This window comes from Heliomicrobium sulfidophilum, assembly GCF_057715735.1.
Genome location: NZ_JBVTZZ010000001.1, coordinates 37445 through 54722 on the forward strand (window position 1 = coordinate 37445; position 17278 = coordinate 54722).

Below are 17278 nucleotides of genomic sequence, written 5' to 3' on the forward strand. Positions count from 1 at the left end.
GTGAAGAAGAAAAGACCCCCGGTCAATACCTGACCGGGGGGAAGCGTAGGTGCTTCCAGATCCATAGGGAGTAATTTTATTGTAGCACTGCCTTTTGATTTGTGCAAGTAATAACTTTCAAAAGCGGAGCGACCTAAATAGCAACCATTTTTTGTAATGACCAGGCCTGGGCTGCCATAAGCATTAAATAACATGGCTGGGGGAAGGAAGGTTGGCTGAGGTGGCGATCCTGTTCCGGCGCGGCGCAGTGGGAGGTTTGGGACAACGGCATCTGCTCGCTCACTGGGGTCTCTATGCGCTGGCGCTGGTGATCATCGCCTGTGGGGCCGCTGCTGGCGCCCTGGCAGTCAAGCATTTGCCTCCGGGCCAGGCGGAGGAACTGCAGTCAGGACTTCTCGCGGCCTTTCAGGGGATCCAGGGAAGTGTCGATTATCAGGCCCTTCTGCAACCGGCGATAGCGCGTAACCTGGAGACGCTTGGCCTGATCCTGCTGCTCGGGTTGACGGTGCTGGGCATCCCGCTGATCGCCGGCTTCCTCTTTTTCCGCGGCTTCGTGCTTGGCTTTGCTGCCGGCTTTTTGCTGCTGTCACGCCCGATGGACGGATGGTTCATTATTCTGCTGGCGCTGGCGCCGCCGAGTCTGCTGCTTTTGCCGGCGCTTGTTCTGTCCGGTGGGATGGCCCTGGCCTTTTCCCTTTGGCTGGTTCGCGGGCGTCCCTATCGAACCATTTCCTTGCGCCAGGCGCTTGCCCTGTATGTAGGCGCCGGCGCCGGGTTTCTCGTGCTCGGGGCCTGTGCAGGGGTGTTCGACGCCTATGTGACACCGGGGCTGCTGCGCTTATTTTTGCTTTGAGAATCAATCGAAATGACAAGGCCACCGGAAAGAAGGTTCTTTCACGGCGGCCGGGACAAAAAAGCAGCTTTTTGGCAGGAGCGTCCCGCTCTGGCGGGTTCCTTTCCCCGGTAACATCATTCCCCGGGGTAGATCTCCCAGGTAGGACGGATGCTGCCGTAGAGTCCTCTTTCTGCGCCAGACATGTTGGGCTTGGCATAATCGGGGAGGTTTTGCTGAAGTCCCTCAACGAACTGGGCATTGTGCGTCGTGGCGGCGGTGGAGGAGGTGGCGGCATTGGTGTTCGTCATCGATCGGGCGACGATGTAACGGCGTCGGGCCATGAAAAGTCCCTCCTTTCAACAGGTCGACTAGAGGTAGTTTGGCCTGGCGGCGCTGCGGTTACACGAAAAATGGGGAAAGGGGACAAAAGAAATGACACAGAGGAGGTATGGACGATGATGCTCGTGCTCGTCACAAAGGTGCGGCGGCGGATCCGGACGGTCGTCCGGGTGTTGGTGGCGCTGCTCTTGCTAGGTCTGCTCGTGCCGCCCTTTTTGAATTATAACGAACAGACCGCCTCCACGACGCCGAGAGAGGAGCGGCCGACGGGGCAGCCGCTGCGGGTGGAGCAGAAGGAGGCGCCGCTGATGGAACAGTTTGTGATGAAGTGGAAGGAATGGACGTCGAAGAAGCCCTGACTGACCCGACCGGTTTAGGGGATACAACCGGTAAAAGGGGTGGCGCCATGGCCGGTGATGAGTTTTTTACGTTTCGGGAATACATGAAAAAAGAAGAAGATTGCCTGACGGCTTCGATGGAGGACTACCTGGAGATGATTTACCGGCTCTGTCAGGACCATGGCTTCACACGCGTCCACGACCTGGCGGCGGCGCTCAATGTGCAGCCGCCTTCAGCGACGAAGATGGTCCAGAAACTGGCTGAGGCGCTCTGGGTGAAATATGAAAAATACGGCATGATCGTGCTCAGCGACAAGGGACGCGAGGCGGGGCGCTTTTTGCTGCGCCGCCACAATACGATCGAGCGGTTTCTCCGTCTCATCGGTCTACCCGAAGAGGTGCTTCAGGAGACGGAGAAGATGGAACACACCGTCGGAGCGAAGACGCTCCTCTGTCTGACCGATTTCGTCGAATTTTTGAGCACCCGTCCGGATATTGTGAGCGATTACGAACAGTTTCGCCACGACCGCCAAGAAAAACAATCATTATAATTTGTTTAAACAAAGGTTTTTCAAAACAAATGGCGAAGTAAGGAGGGACAAGATGTAGGAGTGGATTCACATGACAGAATGGATAAGCCCGAAAAGGGGGCAGGGTGGAGGACTGAGCGATGAATACCGCACGGTTGTTCGCTTTTTCCTCCAGTTAGGTTCGGCCGGTTACCTGCTGCTGGTCCTTCTGGCCGGCGTCGGCGTCGCCGCTGTCGTCAGCGGTTGTCTGGCTGCCGCCGATGAAGCCTGGTGGCGGCTTGGGGTGGGTCTGTTCACAGCGGTCCTGGGGGCCGGGGCGATCGCTTTCTGCCTGCCCATTTCGCGGGCCTTTCACCTGACCTGGGAGGTCGAACGGCTGATCGCCCAGGATCAGATCCGCAATATTCACGACAGCGAGCCTTGGCGGATCGCCATCGGGATGTTGCTGCGCAAAAAGGAGAAGCGAGTTCCCCTGTGGCTGGAGGCGGCCATCAGTCACGCCGCATCGCACTATGCCGGCGATTTTTACCTTTCTGTCGAATCTTTGCAGGGTCGCCTGGAAGCAGTGGCCCGGCAGTCCCTCGGTCAGTAAGAGGATGAGGTTTCAATATATAGATTTTTAACGAAGACCATCTTTAATGAGGAATTGAAAAATCCTTTTTACCGGGACTCGTAAAGGGGCCCGGTTTTTCTATTTCTTATAATTCTCAGCGTTACTCTTATAGGTTGGCCTGAGACCTTTGGAGGAAAGAACCGGCAGAAAGTCGAAAATATCGCCAAAGGGGTTGAGGGCGATGCGCCATGGCGAGGCTTTTCTCGCCCACCTGGCGGTGGAACGGGGTCTGTCGGAAAACACCATCGAGGCTTACCGGCGCGACCTGGCTGATCTGGCCGCCTTTCTGGCGGAACGGGGGATTGGCGATCCGGCGGCTGTGGCCCGGTCCGATCTCCAGGACTATCTCTACCACACCCACCGGCGCGGTTTGTCAGCGGCGACGCGGGCGCGACGATTAGCGGCGATCAAGGGTTATTTCGGTTTTTTGCTCGACGAGGGCATCAGCCAGGCGGATCCGACGGAACTGATCGACGGTCCTCGATTGCAGCGCCCCTTGCCGGATGTGCTGAACGTGGAAGAAGTGACGGCGCTATTGCAGGCGCCGCCCCGGACGATCGTCGGTTTGCGCGATCGGGCCATGTTGGAAACGATGTATGCCTGCGGTCTGCGGGTCAGTGAACTTGTCGACCTGACGATCGATCAGGTCCGCATCGATCTGGGGCTGGTGCGGGTGGTCGGCAAGGGGATGAAGGAGCGGATCGTCCCGCTGGGCGGCCTCGCAGCCAAGGCCATTGAAGAATACGTCGCCCGGACGCGCGGGACACTAACGCGACATCCGGGGGAAAAGCACCTGTTTTTGAATCAGCGCGGCAAGCCACTGACCCGGCAGGGCTTTTGGAAGATCCTCAAGGCGTACGCGGCGGAGGCGGCGATCACGAAGGAGGTCACGCCCCATACGCTGCGCCATTCCTTCGCCACCCACCTCTTATCGAACGGGGCCGATCTGCGGGCGGTCCAGGAGATGCTCGGCCACGCCGATGTGTCGACAACCCAGATCTACACCCACCTGACGACGGGACGTTTGCGCGAGGTCTACGACCGCAGCCACCCGCGGGCGCGGTTGGCGATGAAAGCGAAAGAGGGGGAACAGCGATGAAAAAGCGCGTCATTCTCATCGTCCTGGACAGCGTCGGCATCGGCGAACTACCGGACGCCGACCGCTACGGCGACAAGGGCAGCCACACCCTGGCCAATATCGCCCGGGCAGTGGGCGGTTTGCGGTTGCCGCAACTCGCCAGGCTTGGTCTGGGCAACATCGACGCCATCGACGGCGTGGCACCGGTGGCGCAGCCGGCCGGGGCGTTCGGCAAGATGGCGGAACGGGCGCCGGGCAAGGACACAACGACCGGTCACTGGGAACTGGCCGGCGTCGTCCTGGACAAACCTTTTCCCGTCTATCCCGACGGGTTCCCGCCGGAGGTGATCGGCGCCTTTGAGATGGCCATCGGTCGTAGCACCCTTGGCAACGTGGCGGCCTCGGGGACGGAGATCATCGAGCGGCTGGGCGAGGAGCATATGGCCACCGGCGCGCCCATCGTCTATACGTCCGCCGATTCGGTCTTTCAGATCGCCGCCCATGAAGAGGTCATTCCCCTGGAGGAGTTGTACCGCTACTGCCAGATCGCCCGCGATATCCTGCAAGGCGACCATGCGGTGGGCCGTGTCATCGCCCGCCCCTTTGTCGGCGTGCCGACCGCCTTCCGGCGGACGACGAACCGTCACGACTACTCGCTGAAGCCGCCTGGCCGGCTCGTCTTTGACGTCATCCGGGAGGCCGGTCAGGAGGTGGCCGCTGTTGGCAAAATCTTCGATATCTATGCCGCCCAGGGGATTACGCGCCATGTGTCGACCCGCTCCAACATGGAAGGGGTGGATCGCACCCTCGACTACCTGCGGGAAGTGGAACAGGGGCTGATCATGACCAACCTGGTCGATTTCGATATGCTCTACGGCCACCGCAACGACCCAAAAGGCTATGCCCTGGCGCTGGAGGAATTTGACGCCCGCCTGCCGGAGATTATGGCGGCGTTGCAGCCTGATGATTTCCTGATCCTGACGGCTGACCATGGCTGTGATCCGACAACTGCTTCGACAGACCACTCCCGCGAATACGTGCCCCTGCTGTTGACAGGCCAGCAGGTTCCGGCCGGCGTCAACGTGGGGAGCCGCTCCACCTTTGCCGATGTGGGCGAAACGGTCCTGGCCTGGCTCGGCCTGCCGCAGCTCGGCGTCGGGCAGGTGATCGAGGAGGTGTGCCATGCGCGTCTATGACATCATCGCCAAAAAACGGGATGGCGGCGAATTGACGGCGGAAGAGATCCGCTTTTTTATCCACAACTTCGCCAGGGACAAAGGGGGCGGCGACCAGGCGCCGGGCAACAGGTCGGCTGGGGATCAGGTTTCTGACGATCGGGTTGGTGATGATCAGGCGGCGGCCTGGGCGATGGCTGTCTTCCTGCGAGGGATGACGGCCAAGGAAACGGCCGCTTTGACAGAGGCGATGGTCACCTCGGGAGAGACGATCGACCTGTCGCCGATTCCCGGTATCAAAGTAGACAAGCACAGCACGGGTGGGGTCGGCGATACGACGACACTGATCCTGGCGCCGCTCGTGGCGGCCATGGGGATCCCTGTGGCCAAGATGTCCGGGCGCGGCTTGGGGCATACGGGGGGGACGCTGGATAAGCTCGAGAGCATCCCTGGTCTTTCCATCGATCTGAGCCGCGAGCGTTTCTTGGCCCAGGTCAAGGAGATCGGTGTCGCTGTGGCCGGTCAGACGGCCGATCTCGTGCCAGCCGACAAGAAGCTCTACGCCCTCCGGGACGTGACGGCTACCGTTGAATCGATCCCGTTGATCGCCTCTAGCGTGATGAGCAAAAAACTGGCCGCCGGCGCCGATGCCATCCTGCTCGATGTGAAGGTGGGCCGCGGGGCCTTCATGAAAAACCTGGACGATGCGATGGCACTGGCCCAGGCCATGGTCGCCATTGGCAGCCGGCTCGGGCGTCGCACGGCGGCTTTGCTCACGGCGATGGAGCAGCCCCTCGGCAATGCTGTCGGCAACGCCCTGGAGGTCGCCGAAGCGATAGCGATCCTGGCCAACCGTGACGAATGCGGCTTCGGTCCCGTCTCGGCGGACCTGCGCAAGGTGACGGTGGAACTGGCGGCCCGGTTGGCCTGGATGGCCGGCAAGGTCGACTCTGTCGAGGCGGGGCTCTGCCTGGCTGAAAAAACCCTTACATCCGGTGCGGCCTTGGAGCGCTTTCGCCGCTTCATTGAAGCCCAGGGTGGCGACAGCCGGGTGGTCGACATGCCGGAGACCTTGTTGCCCCAGGCGTCGATCCGGCAACCGATCCGGGCCGATCGCGCGGGCCTGGTCACCGCCCTTGACGCCATGGCCGTCGGCCGCGCGGCGGCGCTGCTCGGCGCAGGGCGGCAACAGAAAGGGGATCCCATCGATTCGGCCGTGGGCGTTGTCGTGCACCGGCGACTTGGAGACACCGTCGAAGCCGGCGATGTGCTGGCGGAGGTCTTTGCCAACGACAGGCGCTGGGAAGCGGCTGTGCAGGCAATGAGAGATGCTTACACCATCGGTTCCGGTGGGGATCCGGAGAAAGGGGCTGTCGCGTCTCTTTCGCTGATCCTGGGTGAGGTGCGCCCGGAAGGCTGAAACCGCCAGTCATGAAATTGCTTCGAAGTTCATGAAGCAAGGATATTGTGAACATAGTGGATGGTTTTGAGGAAGATGAAAGCGAGCGACCGATGAAACGACAAGAACCGGCCACGGCGGACTTGCAGCGCCTGGCGGAAGCCATTGTGGATGAGCATAAGGCGATGGCCGTCGCCGTCATGTCAGGGGAACCGGCAAAAGACCCCTGGCTGGCGCCGGTCTACTATGTCTCCCGCGATTTTCAGTTCTACTTTTTTTCCAGCCCCTCGTCCCGTCATGGAGCGGCGGTTAGCGGTAAGGCGGTGACGATCGGCGGGGCAGAGGCGACCGGCGAGGCGCCTGTGGCGGCGGCGGCGGCCATTTTCAACGAGCCTGACGATTACAGCGAGATCCGGGGGCTCCAGATGGCGGGAACGCTGGTCATGGTGAGCGATTGGAAAGAGCGTTCCTGGGCTACAGCCGCCTTCGGGGCGCGCTTTTCCTTCTTTGGCCGTTTCCTCCGCGAGCCCCGGCTGTTGTTGGAACTGAAAAAAAACGAACTCTACCGGTTTACGGCCCGTGAAGTTTGGATCACCGACAACCGGGCCGGTTTCGGTCGACGCTACCTCTACTGTCCCGATGGAACGGAATGACCCCTTTGCCCCCTGGAGATAATGAAGTCTGAAGAGCAGACGGATTATTCAGAGGGGGAAGGATATTGAAGCGTTCGACGTTCCGCCTTTCGTTGGTCATGGTTTTCTTTTTCCTGGCGTCCCTGATCCCGGTGCAGGCCTGGGCGGCGCCGCCCCTCGAGACCCAGGCGGATTCGGCGGTGCTGATGGATCCCGCCACAGGGGCCATCCTCTTTGAAAAGAACTCCCATAAGCGGGTGGCGCCGGCCAGTGTGACCAAGCTGATGACTTTGCTCGTCGCTTTTGAAGCGATCGAACAGGGCAAGGCCAGCCTGGAAGACAAGGTGGTCACCAGCCAGCGGGCTTTCGAGATGGGCGGCTCCCAGATCTATCTGGAACCGGGCGAAGAGATGGTCTTGCGCGACCTGCTGATCGCCATCGCCGTCCATTCGGCCAATGACGCTTGTGTGGCTGTGGCCGAGCACGTCAGCGGCTCCTATGAGGCCTATGTGGAAGAGATGAACAAAAAGGCCGAATCGCTCGGCCTGAAGGACACTCATTTTGCGAACCCCCACGGTCTGCCCGTGGAGAACCACTACACCTCAGCCCACGACATGGCCGTCATCGCCCGGGAGGCCTTGAAACACCCGACGCTGATGCAATTCGTCGCCATCAAGCACTACAAGATCCGCGAGAACAGCCCTAAACCGATGCAGTTGGACAACCATAACCGCCTACTCTGGTGGTATCCGGGAACGGATGGCTTTAAGACCGGCTGGACAAGCGAGGCCAAGTACTGCCTCGTCTCGACGGTGGAAAAAGACAACCTTCGGCTGATCGCCTCCGTCTTCGGCGTTCCCGAGATCCGGGGCCACTTCAAGGAGTCGATGAAGCTCTACAACTACGGTTTTTCCCGCTATACCTTCAAGGCGGTCGCCAAGCCGGGCGAACCTTTGGGTGAGGTCGCCGTCGGCAAAGGGCGCAAAGAACGGGTCCAGGTCGTCGCGCAGGGCAAACCGGGCCTGGTGGTGGAACGGGGAAAAGAGAAGGGCATTGAGTCGCGCCTGGAGATCGAGCCTTATGCCACGGCGCCCATCGCCCAGGGTCAGAAACTGGGTGACCTGATCATCCTGCAGAACGGCCAGGAAGTGAGCCGCATCGATCTCGTCGCCAAGGAGGAGGTGCCCCGGGGCACCATCGCGATGGAACTGACAAAGATCTGGCAGGCCATGTACGGGATCCGGTAACAAATTACGCCTCGATATGGGAGAAAGAAGCGGCGATGTACGTCAATCAAGTACATTCGCCGCTTTGCTTGTTCAAAGGGACTTTCTATACCAGGAAGGAATTTCCAAGCGAGTGTCGAAGTACATGGCAATGAACTTCCAAGAAGGCGGTGAACCATGGTGGATTTGGATATAGACCGCAACGGCAATGCGCTGGTGGTGCGCCTCCAGGGTGAGATCGACCTGTGCGTCGCCGAGGCGCTGCGGCCGCGCCTCGACAAGGAGATCGAGCGTCAAAAGGCCAAACACCTCGTCTTTAATTTGCGCGGCGTCGAGTTTATCGACAGTTCCGGCATCGGTTTCATCCTGGGCCGCTACAAGCGAGTAAAGGCGCAGGGCGGCAAGGTGGCCTTGGTTGCTGCTAATCGCTCGGTCCATCGCATCATCGAGCTTTCAGGCATGTACAAGCTGATGGAGGGATATGCCAACGAGGTGGAAGCGCTACGGGCGCTGGAAGGAGGGAAGACAGGGTGAAGACAAAAAATCAGGTGAAACTGGAATTTCCGAGCATTCCCGAAAACATCGCCCTGGCCCGGGTGATCGTCGCCACCATGCTGGCCGGGATGGACTTTACCCTCACCGATCTTGACGACGCGAAAGTGGCCGTGTCGGAAGCCGTTTCCAACGCCATCTTGCATGGGTACCAGAACCGCCCCAACGGTTTGGTTTACCTGACGATCACGGCCCAACCGGAAGGACTTGAGGTGATCGTGGAGGATTACGGGCGTGGGATCGTCGATGTGACCCAGGCGATGCAACCGGCCTATTCGACGCTTGGCGACCGAATGGGCATGGGCTTTGTCTTCATGCAATCCTTTATGGACAAAGTGGATGTGGACTCCCAGGTGGGCCGTGGGACGCGGGTGCGCATGTACAAGGCCTGCCGCCAGGCGATGCAGGCCGTGCAGTGAGGCGGGGGGCGCCATGAATCAGCGGCTTTCGGAGATGAACCTCCCCCGTTTCCCTCTCCTTGGCGAGGAAGAGACGACACGGCTGCTCAAACTGGCCAAGGAGGGCGATGCTGACGCGCGGGAACGGCTGATCCAGTGCAACCTGCGTCTCGTCTTTAACCTGGTGCAGCGCTTCCAGCACCGGGGCTATGAGTTGGAGGATCTCTTTCAGATCGGCGTCATCGGGCTGATCAAGGCCATCGACAAGTTTGACCTGTCCTACAACGTGCGCTTCAGCACCTACGCCGTCCCCATGATCGTCGGCGAGATCCGGCGTTTTCTCCGTGACGACAGCCCGGTGAAGGTGAGCCGTTCCTATAAGGAGGTAGCCCAGCGTATCCACCGGATCCGGCAGGAGTTGAACGGCTCTTTGGGACGGGAACCGACAGTGCAGGAGATCGCCGGCGCGATGAACATGCCCGTAGAGGATGTGGTGGAAGCGCTCGAGGCGGTGCAACTCCCCACGTCCATCCATGAGACCCTCTACCAGGATGACGGCGATCCCATCTTTTTGTTGGACCAGCTCGCCTCGGTGGGGACCGAGGAAAGCGCCTGGTTTGATCACCTGGCCTTGAAAGACGTCTTGTCCCGGCTGGCGGCGCGGGAGCGGGAGATCCTGGAGATGCGCTTTTTCCAGGATAAAACCCAGACCGAGGTGGCTTCTCTGGTGGGGTTGTCGCAGGTGCAGATCTCCCGCATTGAACGGGCGGCGCTGAAAAAGATCCGCCACATGCTGAGTCAAACGCCGCCCCATGAAGACGGGGCATAAGCGGCAGGGAAAGGGAAAGGCTAGAAACGAGAAGGCAGTGCGGATAGAGGCCGAAGCAGCAAACGCCCTAGGTGGTGAAAGCCCGTGAACGCTCTCCGGAAACGCGTCTGGATCGTCGGCATCCTGCTGTTGGCGCTGCTCGGCGGAGTGGGCGCTTGGTGGACCTGGCGGGGCGAGCAGCCTCCCAAAGAAGCGACCCTTGTCTTGGGAAAGAGGGACTTGACCGGGACACCCGGCAGGTCTTTTTTTTACGCATAAAAAGCGGCGAAAATGATTCATACTAGCCGGGGAGGTGTGACGCATGCCGGCGGGAACAGCGAAGAAACGACGGGTCATCGTCATCACCGACGGCGACACGGTCGCCCGGAAAGCCGTGGAATCAGCGACAAGGCGTATCGGCGGACGGTGCATCTCCTTATCGGCGGGCAACCCGACACCGGTGACCGGCAAAAAGTTGGTTCAGATGATCCTGTCGACGCCGCACGACCCGGTGGTGGTCATGGTCGATGACCGGGGCACTATTGGGATGGGCAAGGGAGAACAGGCCCTCTGGGAGATTAGCCGCGACGAGCGGATCCAGTTGATCGGCGCTGTGGCGGTGGCCTCCAATACGATGGGCGCTGATGGGATCGTTGTCGAGCAGTCCATCGATCGCTATGGCCGCCTGATCGACGGACCGGTCGACAAGAACGGCTACCCGGAGGCGCCGGGCAACCGCTACCTGGAAGGGGATACGGTGGAGACGCTGACCCAACTGTCCATCCCGGTGATCATCGGCACTGGCGACACGGGGAAGATGCAAGGCGCTGATCACATCCGGCGCGGCGCGCCCATCACCACTCAGGCCCTGCTGGAGATCCTGCGGCGGGCCGGGAACAATGGAGTCGATTGAATGAGCACAGAGAAGAAGCAGGAGCAGACGAAAAAGGAACTGCGGCAGACGGTCCTTTCCGAGGAAGAACTGGTCACCGATTTAAAGACGAACATCCTCCAGATGAATTCCGAGCTCGGCGTCAACGTCGGCTTTGACATCGCCTGCCGGGAGATGGAGATCGCCGGCCGCAAGGCTGCCATGTATTATGTCAACGGGTTTACGAAGGACCTGGACCTGCTCCAGATCATGAAGTCTCTCGACGCCTTTGAACATGAGACGAAGGAAAAGGGCGGCTTCGACATCGACCGCCTGATGGACCACCATCTCTTTTACTTGCAGGTCACGACGGAGGTGAAGCTCCGGCAGGTCTACTACCATATCCTCTCGGGGCGGGTTGCCTTCCTTTTCGACGGGGAAAAAAAGGCCATCGTCGTCGAAGCCCGCCAGATGCCGGGGCGGCAGCCGCAAGAACCGGACATCGAGCGGGTCGTCCGGGGCAGCCGCGACGGTTTCACCGAGACGATCGTGACGAACACCGCCCTGATCCGCCGCCGCGTCCGCGACCCGCGCCTGCGCTTCAAGCTATTGCAGGTGGGACGGCGGTCGCAGACAGACGTGGCTGTTGCCTACATTGAGGACATCGCCAATCCCGCCCTTGTTCAGGAGATCACCGACCGGATCAACGCCGTCGACATCGACGGGTTGCCCATGGCTGAAAAAACTTTAGAGGAGTTTCTTACCCAGGGCGACTGGAACCCCTTTCCCCGGGTGCGCTACACGGAGCGCCCCGACGTGGCGGCTATGCACCTCTTTGAGGGGCATGTGCTGGTGCTCGTTGACACGTCGCCGTCGGTGATGATCGCGCCAGTCACGGTCTTTCACCACTTGGAACATGCCGAGGAATACCGGCAGAATCCGCCGGTGGGTATCTTTCTGCGGATGGTCCGCTACGCCGCCATTTTCGCGTCCATCTTCGTCCTGCCCCTCTGGTTGATGTACGCCATCAATCCAGCGCTGCTTCCGCCATGGCTGGCCTTTATCGGGCCGAAGGAGATGGGAAGCGTGCCCATCGTGGGCCAGGTCCTGATCGCCGAAGTCGGTTTGGACATGTTGCGCATGGCAGCTGTCCACACGCCATCACCGTTGGCGACGGCCCTCGGCTTGATCGCCGCTTTCATGATCGGCGAAGTCGCCATCAAAGTGGGACTGTTCAACCCGGAGATCATCCTGTACTTGGCTGTGGCGGCGGTGGGCACCTTTGCCACCCCCTCCTATGAGTTGGGACAGGCGAACCGGTTGGTGCGCCTTTTTCTGATTGTGATGATCGCCTTTTTCGGTCTGCCTGGGTTCTTCGTAGGCATCGCCGCTTTTCTGGCTCTTGTCATGCGGACGAAGTCTTTCGGCCGGCCTTACTTCTGGCCCTTGGCGCCGACCAACACCAAGATGATCCCCGTCGCCCTCCTGCGGGCGCCTGTTCCGGCCAAGCGGCTCCGGCCGCAACTGCTCGATCCGATTGACCCGGACCGGCTCCCTGATCCCTACGCCGGATCGGCTGGCGGCGCTACCTCTGGCAAGGCGGTGGCCGGCAAGGCGGAATACGGGAGTGTGGGCGAAAAAGGTCCGGCGCAGGACCGAAGTGGGGCGGAGAGCCTTGGCGACGGTCATGGCAGTCAGGGCGGTCCCGGGCGTCACCGCCTGGGGCGTGGCGGCCACGTCGACCAGGATCCAAATGACGGTCGCCATGCCGGGGGACTGTTCGGAGAAACAGATTTTGTAGGGGAACCGGACCATGCCGGCCTCCGCGAGCCTTTACGATGGCGCAAGCACCGGCGCGGGCTGTGGAGTTGGTTTACGTCGAAAGTGGGAGGAGCCAGACGGTGAAGATCACCTCGGTATTAACGATGCGTTCGCCCAAGGCGGCGGAGGTCGAGCGGCCGCCGATCATCGGCATCCCCAGAGCGCTCGGTTATTACGAATACCTTCCGCTGTGGCGGGCCTTTTTCGAGGCTTTGGGTTGCGCCGTCCTTCTGTCGCCGCCCACCAACAAAGCGCTCCTCGACCAGGGCGTCCGCGCCTCCGTTGACGAGGCCTGCCTGCCCGTCAAGATGTACTACGGCCATGTGAAGGCCCTGTTCGGAAAAGCGGACCATGTCTTCGCGCCCCGGATGATCAGCGTCCAGCCGAAAACCTACCTCTGTCCGAAGTTTTTGGGTTTGCCCGATATGATCCGGGGGGCGTCCGCCCTAGATGGCGGTTATCCGCCGCTGTTGATCGTCGATGTGAACACCCGCCTCTCCGGCGGGGGGTGGGAAAAGGCCTTGATCGAAGCGGCGGGGAAGTTGAATTTTTCCCGCAACCGCGCCCGGGAGGCCTTCAAAGTGGCCAGCAAAGCCCAGGATGATTTCGAAACGCGGATGCTCCAGGGCGAGTATCCGCCCACGGCCTTAGCGCGCTGGGAAAAGTCCGGCCGTGTCCTTGAACCGGGCGGCCTCTTGCCCCGGCTGCCATTGCGGCACCGGGAACCGATGACCGGCGACGAACCGCGCATCGCCGTCGCCGGCCACTCTTACCAGATCTTCGATCCTTTTAGCAGCATGAACCTGCTCCAAAAACTGAAGTCGCGCGGCATCCGGGTGGTGACGCCCATGGCTGTGACGGAGGAAAAAACCCGCCTGGCCACGAGCCACCTGCCGAAGCGGTTGTTCTGGTCTTTCGGACAGAAGATGCTCGGCGGCTCCCTGCACCTGTTGAAGGGCCCTATTGACGGCCTGATCTACGTGGCCGCCTTCGGTTGCGGACCGGACAGCCTTGTTGGCGAGATGGTCGAACGGCACGCCCGCCGGCTTGGTAATGTGCCCTACCTGTTGCTGACCGTGGACGAGCATACCGGGGAAGCCGGCGTGGTTACGCGGTTGGAGGCTTTTATCGACCTGGTGGCCCGTCGCCGGCAGACGGCGGAGGCGGCATCGGCGGCGGAGGGGTAAGCGACTCGAAGAAAAACCAAGGCATAGAGGGATCACCGAATGAAAATCACCTTCCCCCACATGGGCAACATGTCCATCGTCGTAAAAGCGCTGCTGGAGGAACTGGACCTGGAAGTCATCCCCCCGCCGCCGATCACGAAACGCACCCTCTCGTTGGGGGTCCGGTATGCGCCGGAATCGGCTTGCCTGCCCCTGAAGATCAACATCGGTAACTTCATCGAAGCGGCGGAGCGCGGGGCTGACACGGTCGTCATGGCCGGAGGGATCGGTCCCTGCCGTTTCGGTTACTACAACCAGGTGCAACGGGAGATCCTGGCTGACATGGGGATCGACCTGCGCATGGTCGTACTAGAGCCGCCGGACAACCATATCGGCGAACTGCTCAACCGGATTAAAGTCCTCACCGGCGCCCACTCCTGGTGGCGTGTGATCAAGGCGGTCCGTTTCGCCTTCGTCAAGTGCCAGGCCCTCGACGACCTGGAGCGGCAGGCCTCTCGCCTTCGCTGCCGAGAATTGAACCGCGGCGATGTGGACCGACTTTGCCAGATGGGGCGCGACGCCATCGACGCCGCTGATTCAGTGAAAGCGGTCCGGGAACGCCGGGACGATTGTTTGCGCCGCATGGCCGCTCTACCCCTCGATCAGGCGCTGCGACCGGTCCGAATCGGCATTGTCGGCGAGATCTTCACCGTCCTAGAGCCATATTCGAACGGTTACATGGAGAAACAACTGGGGCGCCTCGGCGTCGAGGTCAGCCGTTCCCTCTACCTGAGCGAATGGGTCAATGAACACCTCTTCAAAGGACTGCTTCCCGTCAAAGGCCACCGCCGGACGCGCAAGCTGGCGGCGCCCTATCTGAGTTGCGCTGTCGGCGGTCACGGCCAGGAATCGGTCGGCGGCGCCATCGAGTATGCCCAGGAAGGCTTTGACGGGGTGATCCAGATCGGGCCGCTCACCTGTATGCCCGAGATCGTGGCCCAGTCCGTCCTCCCTCGGGTGGAGAAAGACTACGACATCCCCATCTTGACCATCTATGTGGACGAGCAGACGGGCGAAGCCGGGTTGATGACCCGGCTGGAGGCCTTCGTGGATATGTTGGAGCGGCGCAAGCACAGGAAGGAGCAGGCGGCAAGATGACCCAGAAGCAAAATAACCAGCGGCAAGACACCCAGCGGCAAAGCACCCAACGGCAAAGCGCTGGCGATCGATACTACCTCGGCGTCGATGTCGGTTCCGTATCGACGAACCTGGTCCTAATCGATGGAAAGGGCGAGGTGCGCGAAGCCCATTACCTGCGCACCCAGGGGCGTCCCCTCGAAATGATCCAAAAAGGACTGGCCGATCTGGCCCGCCGCTACGATGATGAGCAGATCGGCGGCGTCGGGACGACCGGCTCAGCTCGCACCCTCGCTTCGGTGATCCTGGGCGCTGATGTGGTGAAAAACGAGATCACCGCCCACGCCGTCGCCGCCGGTCAACTCGTTCCCGGCGTCCGTACGATCCTGGAGATCGGCGGTCAGGATTCGAAGCTGATCCTGCTCCGCGACGGCGTCGTAACCGATTTTGCCATGAACACCGTCTGCGCGGCCGGGACCGGCTCTTTTCTCGACCAGCAGGCGTCTCGTCTGCAACTGCCCATCGAAGAGTTCGGCGCGCTGGCGGAGACGGCGGCTCACCCCGTGCGCATCGCCGGCCGCTGCTCCGTCTTCGCCGAATCGGATATGATCCACAAGCAGCAGATGGGCCACGCCTTGCCGGACATCATCGCCGGCCTCTGCGAAGCCCTGGTGCGCAACTTCCTCAACAACCTCGGCAAGGGCAAAGCCCTCGAACCGCCCATTGTCTTTCAGGGCGGCGTGGCTGCCAACTCGGGCATGAAGCGGGCCTTTGAAAAAGCCCTCGGCCATCCCGTGGTCGTGCCGGAACAACACAAAGTCATGGGCGCTGTCGGCGCAGCGCTGCTCGCCCGGGAGGCGGTCCACCGCGCCGGCGGCTTGACGCGGTTCAAAGGCTTTGCCATGGCCAGCGAGGATGTGCGGGCCGGCTCCTGGGAATGCGGCGACTGCCCGAACCTTTGCGAGGTCATCGAAATCGTTGAGTCGGAACGGCCCATCGCCCGCTGGGGCGACCGCTGCGGCAAATGGGAGAACTCCTTGGTCGCCATTCACAGGGAGCGCCCTGTCGAGGCCGCAGCTGAGCTTCAGTAGGGGTGAATTTTCAAGGCTAAGTTGCGACCGGCCTTCACCACCTTGTTCACCGAATATGATCCAATTAATGTCGGCGTAGGCACGAAACTGCTTGCAACAGGCAGTAGACAAAGTTGAATAAGCACTACCCCGAGTTACTTAATCAGGAACTTGGGGTTTTTATTTTTTCACACTATCAGGCCCACCCGCATACTATGGCATCAATCCTGGCTCCGGCACTCCGGAAAGGGGAGATGATCATGCGAGACGGGCAGGATCGCCTGAAATTGTCCAAATGGGACATGGACGCCCTGCAAGAGTACCCCTATTCAGTGACTGCGGCCGATCGGCAGGGGGAGTACTGGCGTCTGGAAACCAACCGGGGCATCAAGGCCTTTTACCGGCATGAGGAAAAAGCCGATCGGGTGGCCGAGACCCATGCCATGCTGGAGCACCTGGCGGAACGCGGTTTCCGGCGCGCCAGCCGGTTCATCCGCACCCGCGATGGCCGTCCCTATGCGCAGCGGGGTCCCTATACCTATGTCCTCACCGACTGGCTGCCAGGCCGAAGCGCTGACTTTCAGCGAGAGGACGACCTGCGGCAGGCGGCCCGGACATTGGCTTCCATCCACCGGTGCGGAGCCGGATTTTCCGGTGGAGCGGAAAAAGACGCCGCCACGGCGGGCCGATGGCTGAAGACCTTGGCGGAACGCCGGGAGGCCTTGCTCTGGTACCGGCAGCTGGCGCAAATGAAGCGCCAACCCAGCGAGGTCGACGCATTGTTGAAAGAGTGGGGGCCGGAATTTGAACAAAAAGCCGCACGTTCCCTGCGCCGTGTTGCCGATGCGATGGTGAAGCCCCCAGGCGGCCTTGGTTGGACGGTCTGTCATCGCGGCTGGCGGGAGGGTAACCTTCGTCTCGAAGGAAGCCGGCTGGCGGTCACTGGTTGGGATGGCTGCGCGCCAGACCTGCCGGCGGTGGAACTGGCCCAGTTTTTGCGTCGAGCCGTTGACGCGCGCGGCCATTGGGATGTGGAGACGGGGATACAGATCCTCGACGCCTACCAAGAAAAACGAGACCTGGGAGCAGGGGAGCGGGAAGTGCTGCTCGGTCTGCTGGAGTTTCCGCAGCGCTTCTGGTCGATGGTGGCCGGTCATTACCGGGCCGGCGGAGAACGGCTGTCGCCGGAAGGACTTGATAGGGAGATTGCCGGGGACGCGGGGCGGCAGGCTTTTGCGGTTGCTCTGGCAGAACACTTGACTGCCAATACCTGAACGACGGAGGTGACAG

At 61.1% G+C, this 17278-nt stretch carries 20 protein-coding genes; 19 read left to right on the plus strand and 1 reads right to left on the minus strand.

All coding sequences use genetic code 11. From position 1 onward, the window contains the following. Positions 1 to 220 precede the first annotated feature (220 nt). Entirely contained in the window at positions 221 to 853 is a 633-nt protein-coding gene (gene spoIIM, locus AC0CW1_RS00175; RefSeq protein WP_488181196.1) for a stage II sporulation protein M, read from the plus strand. A gap of 116 nt (positions 854 to 969) precedes the next feature. Here the strand turns inward: spoIIM and AC0CW1_RS00180 are convergent, their stop codons facing one another. Further along, positions 970 to 1176, minus strand: a complete 207-nt coding sequence (locus tag AC0CW1_RS00180; RefSeq protein WP_488181130.1) for a hypothetical protein — start codon at positions 1174 to 1176, stop codon at positions 970 to 972. 114 nt (positions 1177 to 1290) lie between these two features. On the opposite strand from AC0CW1_RS00180, the gene AC0CW1_RS00185 reads away from it, so the two are divergent. The 18 genes from AC0CW1_RS00185 to AC0CW1_RS00270 all read left to right on the plus strand — a co-directional run bounded on the left by AC0CW1_RS00185 (position 1291) and on the right by AC0CW1_RS00270 (position 17262). Further along, complete coding sequence (locus tag AC0CW1_RS00185; RefSeq protein ID WP_488181131.1) at positions 1291 to 1533, plus strand: hypothetical protein; 243 nt, start codon at positions 1291 to 1293, stop codon at positions 1531 to 1533. 47 nt (positions 1534 to 1580) lie between these two features. Further along, positions 1581 to 2063 carry a transcriptional regulator MntR gene (mntR, locus tag AC0CW1_RS00190; RefSeq protein ID WP_488181197.1) on the plus strand — a complete coding sequence of 161 codons (483 nt, stop codon included), beginning with the start codon at positions 1581 to 1583 and terminating at the stop codon, positions 2061 to 2063. 70 nt (positions 2064 to 2133) lie between these two features. Next, complete coding sequence (locus AC0CW1_RS00195) at positions 2134 to 2634, plus strand: hypothetical protein (RefSeq protein WP_488181132.1); 501 nt, start codon at positions 2134 to 2136, stop codon at positions 2632 to 2634. 202 nt (positions 2635 to 2836) lie between these two features. Beyond that, positions 2837 to 3754 (plus strand): site-specific tyrosine recombinase XerD, encoded by a 918-nt coding sequence (gene xerD / locus AC0CW1_RS00200; RefSeq protein ID WP_488181133.1) that lies wholly within the window; start codon positions 2837 to 2839, stop codon positions 3752 to 3754. Continuing rightward, entirely contained in the window at positions 3751 to 4929 is a 1179-nt protein-coding gene (locus AC0CW1_RS00205) for a phosphopentomutase (RefSeq protein WP_488181134.1), read from the plus strand. Before xerD ends, AC0CW1_RS00205 begins: the two co-directional genes overlap by 4 nt. Next, positions 4916 to 6328, plus strand: coding sequence for a thymidine phosphorylase (locus tag AC0CW1_RS00210; RefSeq protein WP_488181135.1), 1413 nt, complete (start codon positions 4916 to 4918; stop codon positions 6326 to 6328). Before AC0CW1_RS00205 ends, AC0CW1_RS00210 begins: the two co-directional genes overlap by 14 nt. Positions 6329 to 6420: 92 nt before the next feature. Next, positions 6421 to 6960, plus strand: coding sequence for a hypothetical protein (locus AC0CW1_RS00215; RefSeq protein WP_488181136.1), 540 nt, complete (start codon positions 6421 to 6423; stop codon positions 6958 to 6960). A gap of 65 nt (positions 6961 to 7025) precedes the next feature. Then, positions 7026 to 8186, plus strand: a complete 1161-nt coding sequence (locus AC0CW1_RS00220; RefSeq protein WP_488181137.1) for a D-alanyl-D-alanine carboxypeptidase family protein — start codon at positions 7026 to 7028, stop codon at positions 8184 to 8186. A gap of 156 nt (positions 8187 to 8342) precedes the next feature. Continuing rightward, the gene (spoIIAA, locus tag AC0CW1_RS00225) at positions 8343 to 8699 is read left to right on the plus strand and encodes an anti-sigma F factor antagonist (protein WP_488181138.1); all 357 of its coding nucleotides are present in this window, start codon (positions 8343 to 8345) and stop codon (positions 8697 to 8699) included. Beyond that, the gene (gene spoIIAB, locus AC0CW1_RS00230) at positions 8696 to 9136 is read left to right on the plus strand and encodes an anti-sigma F factor (RefSeq protein WP_488181139.1); all 441 of its coding nucleotides are present in this window, start codon (positions 8696 to 8698) and stop codon (positions 9134 to 9136) included. Before spoIIAA ends, spoIIAB begins: the two co-directional genes overlap by 4 nt. Positions 9137 to 9149: 13 nt before the next feature. Further along, entirely contained in the window at positions 9150 to 9944 is a 795-nt protein-coding gene (gene sigF / locus AC0CW1_RS00235) for an RNA polymerase sporulation sigma factor SigF (RefSeq protein ID WP_488181140.1), read from the plus strand. A gap of 84 nt (positions 9945 to 10028) precedes the next feature. Further along, positions 10029 to 10202: a hypothetical protein gene (locus tag AC0CW1_RS00240; RefSeq protein WP_488181141.1), complete on the plus strand. Its 174-nt coding sequence runs from the start codon at positions 10029 to 10031 to the stop codon at positions 10200 to 10202. Between the two features lie 43 nt (positions 10203 to 10245). Beyond that, on the plus strand, positions 10246 to 10836 hold the full coding sequence (gene spoVAEA, locus AC0CW1_RS00245; protein WP_488181142.1) for a stage V sporulation protein SpoVABEA: 591 nt from the start codon (positions 10246 to 10248) through the stop codon (positions 10834 to 10836). Then, positions 10837 to 12699 (plus strand): spore germination protein, encoded by a 1863-nt coding sequence (locus tag AC0CW1_RS00250; protein ID WP_488181143.1) that lies wholly within the window; start codon positions 10837 to 10839, stop codon positions 12697 to 12699. Then, positions 12696 to 13802 carry an acyl-CoA dehydratase activase-related protein gene (locus tag AC0CW1_RS00255; protein ID WP_488181144.1) on the plus strand — a complete coding sequence of 369 codons (1107 nt, stop codon included), beginning with the start codon at positions 12696 to 12698 and terminating at the stop codon, positions 13800 to 13802. The genes AC0CW1_RS00250 and AC0CW1_RS00255 overlap by 4 nt, the downstream gene beginning before the upstream one ends. Positions 13803 to 13841: 39 nt before the next feature. Further along, positions 13842 to 14939 (plus strand): CoA protein activase, encoded by a 1098-nt coding sequence (locus AC0CW1_RS00260; RefSeq protein ID WP_488181145.1) that lies wholly within the window; start codon positions 13842 to 13844, stop codon positions 14937 to 14939. After that, the gene (locus tag AC0CW1_RS00265) at positions 14936 to 16009 is read left to right on the plus strand and encodes an acyl-CoA dehydratase activase (protein ID WP_488181146.1); all 1074 of its coding nucleotides are present in this window, start codon (positions 14936 to 14938) and stop codon (positions 16007 to 16009) included. The genes AC0CW1_RS00260 and AC0CW1_RS00265 overlap by 4 nt, the downstream gene beginning before the upstream one ends. A gap of 239 nt (positions 16010 to 16248) precedes the next feature. Next, positions 16249 to 17262: a phosphotransferase gene (locus AC0CW1_RS00270; protein ID WP_488181147.1), complete on the plus strand. Its 1014-nt coding sequence runs from the start codon at positions 16249 to 16251 to the stop codon at positions 17260 to 17262. Positions 17263 to 17278 lie beyond the last annotated feature (16 nt).

What these genes read in the sequence shown, in the direction of transcription:
- sigF (WP_488181140.1), top strand. Translation starts at nt 9,150, where the DNA reads ATGAATCAGCGGCTTTCGGAGATGAACCTCCCCCGTTTCCCTCTCCTT.
- spoVAEA (WP_488181142.1), top strand. Translation starts at nt 10,246, where the DNA reads ATGCCGGCGGGAACAGCGAAGAAACGACGGGTCATCGTCATCACCGAC.
- AC0CW1_RS00260 (WP_488181145.1), top strand. Translation starts at nt 13,842, where the DNA reads ATGAAAATCACCTTCCCCCACATGGGCAACATGTCCATCGTCGTAAAA.
- spoIIAA (WP_488181138.1), top strand. Translation starts at nt 8,343, where the DNA reads ATGGTGGATTTGGATATAGACCGCAACGGCAATGCGCTGGTGGTGCGC.
- AC0CW1_RS00205 (WP_488181134.1), top strand. Translation starts at nt 3,751, where the DNA reads ATGAAAAAGCGCGTCATTCTCATCGTCCTGGACAGCGTCGGCATCGGC.
- AC0CW1_RS00215 (WP_488181136.1), top strand. Translation starts at nt 6,421, where the DNA reads ATGAAACGACAAGAACCGGCCACGGCGGACTTGCAGCGCCTGGCGGAA.
- AC0CW1_RS00185 (WP_488181131.1), top strand. Translation starts at nt 1,291, where the DNA reads ATGATGCTCGTGCTCGTCACAAAGGTGCGGCGGCGGATCCGGACGGTC.
- mntR (WP_488181197.1), top strand. Translation starts at nt 1,581, where the DNA reads ATGGCCGGTGATGAGTTTTTTACGTTTCGGGAATACATGAAAAAAGAA.
- AC0CW1_RS00265 (WP_488181146.1), top strand. Translation starts at nt 14,936, where the DNA reads ATGACCCAGAAGCAAAATAACCAGCGGCAAGACACCCAGCGGCAAAGC.
- AC0CW1_RS00210 (WP_488181135.1), top strand. Translation starts at nt 4,916, where the DNA reads ATGCGCGTCTATGACATCATCGCCAAAAAACGGGATGGCGGCGAATTG.
- AC0CW1_RS00195 (WP_488181132.1), top strand. Translation starts at nt 2,134, where the DNA reads ATGACAGAATGGATAAGCCCGAAAAGGGGGCAGGGTGGAGGACTGAGC.
- AC0CW1_RS00270 (WP_488181147.1), top strand. Translation starts at nt 16,249, where the DNA reads ATGCGAGACGGGCAGGATCGCCTGAAATTGTCCAAATGGGACATGGAC.
- xerD (WP_488181133.1), top strand. Translation starts at nt 2,837, where the DNA reads ATGCGCCATGGCGAGGCTTTTCTCGCCCACCTGGCGGTGGAACGGGGT.
- AC0CW1_RS00180 (WP_488181130.1), bottom strand. Translation starts at nt 1,176, where the DNA reads ATGGCCCGACGCCGTTACATCGTCGCCCGATCGATGACGAACACCAAT.
- AC0CW1_RS00250 (WP_488181143.1), top strand. Translation starts at nt 10,837, where the DNA reads ATGAGCACAGAGAAGAAGCAGGAGCAGACGAAAAAGGAACTGCGGCAG.